Source organism: Kitasatospora sp. NPDC056800 (genome assembly GCF_042789775.1).
Classification (GTDB): domain Bacteria; phylum Actinomycetota; class Actinomycetes; order Streptomycetales; family Streptomycetaceae; genus Kitasatospora.
Window position 1 is genome coordinate 1 of the sequence record NZ_JBHUAL010000345.1, and the last position, 5,052, is coordinate 5,052.

6 protein-coding genes are annotated in these 5,052 nt (G+C 74.2%); 3 read left to right on the top strand and 3 right to left on the bottom strand.

The window, feature by feature from the left end:
- Positions 1-36: 36 nt before the first annotated feature.
- From ACFRQN_RS39825 to ACFRQN_RS39835, 3 genes are read right to left on the bottom strand one after another with little or no spacing between them, the layout of a single operon-like run.
- Positions 37-330, bottom strand: a complete 294-nt coding sequence (locus ACFRQN_RS39825; protein WP_380745523.1) for a hypothetical protein — start codon at positions 328-330, stop codon at positions 37-39.
- Positions 317-670, bottom strand: a complete 354-nt coding sequence (locus ACFRQN_RS39830) for an AbrB/MazE/SpoVT family DNA-binding domain-containing protein (RefSeq protein WP_380745525.1) — start codon at positions 668-670, stop codon at positions 317-319. Before ACFRQN_RS39830 ends, ACFRQN_RS39825 begins: the two co-directional genes overlap by 14 nt.
- Positions 671-679: 9 nt before the next feature.
- Positions 680-1,981, bottom strand: a complete 1,302-nt coding sequence (locus ACFRQN_RS39835) for an MFS transporter (RefSeq protein ID WP_380745527.1) — start codon at positions 1,979-1,981, stop codon at positions 680-682.
- A gap of 92 nt (positions 1,982-2,073) precedes the next feature.
- Between ACFRQN_RS39835 and ACFRQN_RS39840 the strand changes: the two genes are divergently transcribed.
- The 3 genes from ACFRQN_RS39840 (at position 2,074) to ACFRQN_RS39850 (ending at position 4,997) form a co-directional block, all read left to right on the top strand.
- The gene (locus tag ACFRQN_RS39840) at positions 2,074-3,042 is read left to right on the top strand and encodes a LysR family transcriptional regulator (RefSeq protein WP_082345153.1); all 969 of its coding nucleotides are present in this window, start codon (positions 2,074-2,076) and stop codon (positions 3,040-3,042) included.
- 180 nt (positions 3,043-3,222) lie between these two features.
- Positions 3,223-4,380 (top strand): adenosine deaminase, encoded by a 1,158-nt coding sequence (locus ACFRQN_RS39845; protein ID WP_049649196.1) that lies wholly within the window; start codon positions 3,223-3,225, stop codon positions 4,378-4,380.
- Between the two features lie 230 nt (positions 4,381-4,610).
- Entirely contained in the window at positions 4,611-4,997 is a 387-nt protein-coding gene (locus ACFRQN_RS39850; protein ID WP_049649197.1) for a hypothetical protein, read from the top strand.
- The last annotated feature ends 55 nt before the right edge of the window (positions 4,998-5,052 follow it).

Genomic DNA, 5,052 nt, shown 5'->3' on the forward strand with positions numbered 1-5,052 from the left:
CGGTGCACCGGCGGGCGGCTCGACGTTTCTCACCGGTCAGGGGCGGGCGAAGATGTCGTGGGTGCCGATCCGGCGCCAGACGATGTGGGGCTCGCCGTGCTGGGGCGGGGTTCCGTAGCTGAAGGTCGCCCGGCCGTCCGGGGCCCAGGTCATCTCCCAGATGTCCGGGTGGCCCTGCATCCTCTTCACCCGCAGGCCGCGGCGGAAGCCCTGGCCGGCCCGGAGGTCGGCGACGAACTGGGCCACCGCGACCAGGAACGCGGTCTTCTGGGCGGCGGTCAGGCCCTTCCAGTCGCGCAGGAAGTGGGCCAGTGACTCATACGTCGGCACGGCGCTTGATCTCCCCCAGGTCGAGGCCGGCCTCGTCGGCGAGCGACTGCAGGAAGGAGTCCCCGTCCTGGAACATCTCGCCCCGCTCGCCCGCGGCGAGCGCCTCGTCGACCTCCTGCTCCTTCTCCTGCCAGGCGCCGCTCCAGAACCACGCCTGGTCGTCCGGGATGACGGAGGCGGGGGTCAGGACGATGCGGCCGTCCTCCACCGCGACCACCAACTGGTCGCCCTCCTGGAGGTCCAGCTGCTCTCTTATCTCCTGCGGGATGGTGACCACGCCCTTCTTCCGCACGGGCGTGGACACCAGGTGGGGGCGACGGCGGCGCTTGAGGTCTGCCATGGGGAAAGTCTACCTGGCGGAAAGTCTGCCCGGCTGACTCGAACGCCGGGCGGTGGTGTGGGCCTGGCGGGTGGCGTAGAGGGTGACGGCGGCGGCGAGGGCCATGGCGGTGAGGCCGACGGTGGCGGCGCCGGGCCAGCCGGTGGCGTGGTAGGCGTCGGCGCCGAGGGTGCCGCCGAGGCTGTTGCCGAGGTAGTAGGCGATCAGGTAGAGGGCGGAGGCCTGGGCGCGGCCCTCGGTGGCGGTGCGGCCGACGGAGGAGGAGGCGGTGGCGTGGCCGGCGAAGAAGCCGGCGGTGATCAGGACCAGGCCGAGCAGGGCGCAGGTGAGGGATTCGGCGAGGGAGAGCAGCAGGCCGGCCGCGGTCACGCCGATGGAGACGTAGAGGGCGCCGCGCCGGCCGAGGCGGCCGACGAGCCGGCCGGCCGCGGCGGAGGTGCCGGTGCCGACCAGGTAGACCACGAAGATCGAGGCGGCGATCGACTCCGGCAGGTGGAAGGGCGCGGCGATCAGCCGGTAGCCGACGGTGTTGTAGACCGCGCCGAACACCGCCATGAACAGCATGCCGAGCAGGTACAGCCGTAGCAGCAGCGGGTTGCGCAGGTGCCGTCCGACGGTGCGGGTGAGCGCGCGGGCGTCCACCGGGGCCGGGGTGAAGTGCCGGGCGGCGGGGATCAGCAGCCGGAAGGCGAGGGTGGCGAGCAGGGCGAGGACGGCGGAGGCGGCGAGGCCCCAGCGCCAGCCGAGTCCGGCGGCGGTCCAGCCGGAGAGCAGTCGGCCGCCCATGCCGCCGATGCTGTTGCCGGCCACGTACAGGCCCATCGCGGAGGGCAGGGCGCTGGGGTGGACCTCCTCGGCGAGGTAGGCCATGGCGGTGGCGGGGAGCCCGGCGAGGACGGCGCCCTGGAGGACGCGCAGGACGACGAGGGTGGTGAGGTCCGGCGCGAAGGGCAGGGCGAGGGCGAACGCGGAGGCGGCGAGGGTGGAGGCCGTCATCACCGCGGTGCGGCCGTACCGGTCGGAGAGCGCGCTGGCCGGGAGCAGCCCGAGGGCGAGGCCGAGGGTGGCGGCGGAGGCCGTCCAGCTGGCCTGGCCGGGGGTGAGGTCGAGGTCGGCCGAGAGGATCGGCAGCAGGCCCTGGGTGGAGTAGAGCAGGACGAAGGTCGCGACCCCGGCGGCGAACAGGGCGAGGTTGGCGCGGCGGAAGGCGCGCTGGCCGGGGCGGTGGCGGTCGTCGGCGGTGAGGGTGGTGGGGGCGGTGGCGGGGGCATCCGGGGTGGTCACGGATGCCCCGGTATCGGCGGGCTGCATGTCGTCGACCGTAGGCCTGTCGGCGTTGATGCGTCCAATGCATGAAGTGTGGATGATCGATGCACTGGCGTATGAGTCGAGGTGGTGCGGGGATGTCCGGTCCGGAATCGGTGGACGGCGGGGAACAGCGGTACCGGGTGGCCGAGTTGGGGCCGGAGGAGCCGGCCGTGCTGCTGGCGCCCCGGCTGGCCCGGTTCGCGGCGGTGGCCCGGCTGGAGCACGTGACCCAGGCGGCCGCGCTGCTCGGGGTGCCGCAGCCGACGCTGTCGCGCGCGGTGGCCGGGCTGGAGGAGGAGCTGGGGGTGGACCTGCTGGCCCGCCAGGGCCGTACGGTCCGGCTGACCAGGGCGGGCCGGCTGCTGCTGGCCTCGGTGGAGCGGGCGCTGGCCGAGCTGGAGCGGGGTGCGGAGGCGGCCCGGGCGGAGGCGGACCCGGCGGTGGGCCTGGTGGCCTTCGGCTTCCTGCACACGATGGGGCCGGACGCGGTGCCGGCGCTGCTGCGCGGCTTCCGCGCGGAGCACCCGCGGGTGCGGTTCCAGCTGGTGCAGGACTACGGCGCGGCGATGCTGGAGCGGCTGCGGGCCGGGGAGTTGGACCTCTGCCTGGTCGCGCCGCTGCCGGAGGACCCGGCGTTCGCCGCCCGGCCGCTGGACGAGCAGCGGCTGCACCTGGTCGTCCCGGCGGACCACCGGCTGGCCGGGCGGCGGCGGATCCGGCTGGCGGAGGTGGCCGAGGAGCCGTTCGTCGGGCTGGAGCAGGGGTACGGGCTGCGCGCGATCACGGACGGCTTCTGCGCGGAGGCCGGGTTCGTCCCCCGGCTGGCGTTCGAGGGGGAGGAGGCGGAGACGCTGCGCGGGCTGGTGGCGGCCGGGCTGGGGGTGGCGCTGCTGCCGCCGGCCCTGGTGCCGCGGCCGGGGGTGGTGGAGCTGGAGGTGACGGCGCCGCGGACCCGGCGGGCGATCGGGTTGGCCTGGGCGGCGGGGCGGCCGTTGGCCCCGCCGGCGCGGGCGTTCCGGGACTTCGTGCTGTCCCGGCGCGGGCGGCTGCTGCAGCACGACTGAGAACGCCGTCGTGCGGCAGGGCTGAGAACGCCGTCGCGCGGCGCGACCGGGCCCGTCGCGGCGGCCGGTTGACGCTTTGGTGGATCGTATGGACCGGTCGGTGGAATTCCGGGTGGAGTTTGGACCATCCGGCGGTGTTCGCGGTGGTCGGTCTACGCGCGTAGGGGCTATATTTCCGCAATGGAACAGCAGATCCCCGTCACCACCGCGGGCACCGGCCCGCGCATCCCCACCCCCGACCAGATCCGCCGCGCGCCGAAGGTCCTCCTGCACGACCACCTGGACGGCGGGCTGCGCCCGGAGACCGTGGTCGAGCTGGCCGCCGCCTGCGGCTACCAGGGCCTGCCCACCACCGACCCCAAGGAGCTCGGCGAGTGGTTCCGCGAGGCCGCCGACTCCGGCTCGCTGGTCCGCTACCTGGAGACCTTCGCGCACACCTGCGCCGTGATGCAGACCCGTGAGGCGCTGATCAAGGTCGCCGCGGACTGCGCCGAGGACCTGGCCGCCGACGGCGTCGTGTACGCCGAGGTCCGCTACGCCCCCGAGCAGCACCTGGAAGCCGGACTGAGCCTGGACGAGGTCGTCGAGGCCGTCCAGGAGGGCTTCCGCCTCGGCGAGGCCAACGCCCGCGCGGCCGGCCACCGGATCCGCGTCGGCACCCTGATCACCGCGATGCGGCACGCCGCCCGCTCGCAGGAGATCGCCGAACTGGCCAACCGCCACCGGGACTCGGGCGTCGTCGGCTTCGACATCGCCGGTGCCGAGGCCGGCTACCCGCCCACCCGCCACCAGGCCGCCTTCGACTACCTCAAGGGCGAGAACAACCACTTCACCATCCACGCGGGCGAGGCCTTCGGCCTGCCGTCGATCTGGGAGGCCCTGCAGTGCTGCGGCGCCGACCGGCTCGGCCACGGCGTGCGGATCGTCGACGACATCACGGTGGGCGAGGACGGCACGGTCGAGCTCGGCCGGCTGGCCGCGTACGTGCGCGACAAGCGCATCCCGCTGGAGATGTGCCCGACCTCCAACATCCAGACCGGCGCCGCCGCCTCGTACGCCGAGCACCCGATCGGGCTGCTCAGCCGGCTGAAGTTCCGGGTCACCGTGAACACCGACAACCGGCTGATGAGCGGCACCAGCATGAGCCGGGAGTTCGGCCACGTGGTGGACGCCTTCGGCTACACCCTGGGCGACCTGGAGTGGTTCACGGTGAACGCGATGAAGTCCGCGTTCCTGCCCTTCGACGAGCGGCTGGCGATGATCAGCGACGTGATCAAGCCGGGCTACGCCGAGCTGAAGGCGGAGTGGCTGTTCAGCGCGGGCACCGGCGGCAACTGAGCCTCCGGGGCGCGGCGCCCCGGCGCGCGCCGGTCGGATGAACTCCAGGCTCCTGCAAGGGGGTTGGTGTTCATCCGACTACTCACTCGGGTGAGTGAACGCCCTTTGGCTCCCGCGTGACCTGCTCACTACGGTGTGCCAGTCATGCCGAAACGTCGCGGCGGCGGTCGCCCGTCCGCCGGTCCCGTGCGCGAAGTCGGCGACCGACGAGGACCCAAAGGGGACCAACCATGAAGCAGGCTCTCAAGGCCGCCGGTACCGCGGCGCTCGGCATCGCCATCGTGGCGGTCGGCGCCGGTGCCGCCTCCGCGGCCGACGGCCAGGCGGCCGGCGGCCTCGGGCTGCCCACCGGCGCGTTGACGAACCCGGCGGTGACCGGTGCGGTCACCGACACCGCCGCCAAGCTGCCCGCCGCCGGCAAGGTGACCGAGACGCTGGGCACCCTCGCCCCGAGCGTCGGCAAGGCCGTCCCCGCCGGGGACACCCCGCTGGCCGGCGTCACCGAGCAGCGCGCCGCCCAGCAGCGCGCCGCGCTCCCGACCATCCCCGGTCTGGACAAGACCCCGATCGGCGGGCTGACCAGCACCCTCCCGGCCATCCCCGGCCTGACCGGCTGAGCCACGGCCCACGGCACGGCGACGGGCCGCCCACCCCGGAGACCCCGGGGCGGGC

Bases quoted from the DNA above. Each gene is read 5' to 3' on its own strand.
- ACFRQN_RS39830 (WP_380745525.1), bottom strand. From the start codon at position 670: ATGGCAGACCTCAAGCGCCGCCGTCGCCCCCACCTGGTGTCCACGCCC.
- ACFRQN_RS39835 (WP_380745527.1), bottom strand. From the start codon at position 1,981: ATGCAGCCCGCCGATACCGGGGCATCCGTGACCACCCCGGATGCCCCC.
- ACFRQN_RS39840 (WP_082345153.1), top strand. From the start codon at position 2,074: ATGTCCGGTCCGGAATCGGTGGACGGCGGGGAACAGCGGTACCGGGTG.
- ACFRQN_RS39845 (WP_049649196.1), top strand. From the start codon at position 3,223: ATGGAACAGCAGATCCCCGTCACCACCGCGGGCACCGGCCCGCGCATC.
- ACFRQN_RS39850 (WP_049649197.1), top strand. From the start codon at position 4,611: ATGAAGCAGGCTCTCAAGGCCGCCGGTACCGCGGCGCTCGGCATCGCC.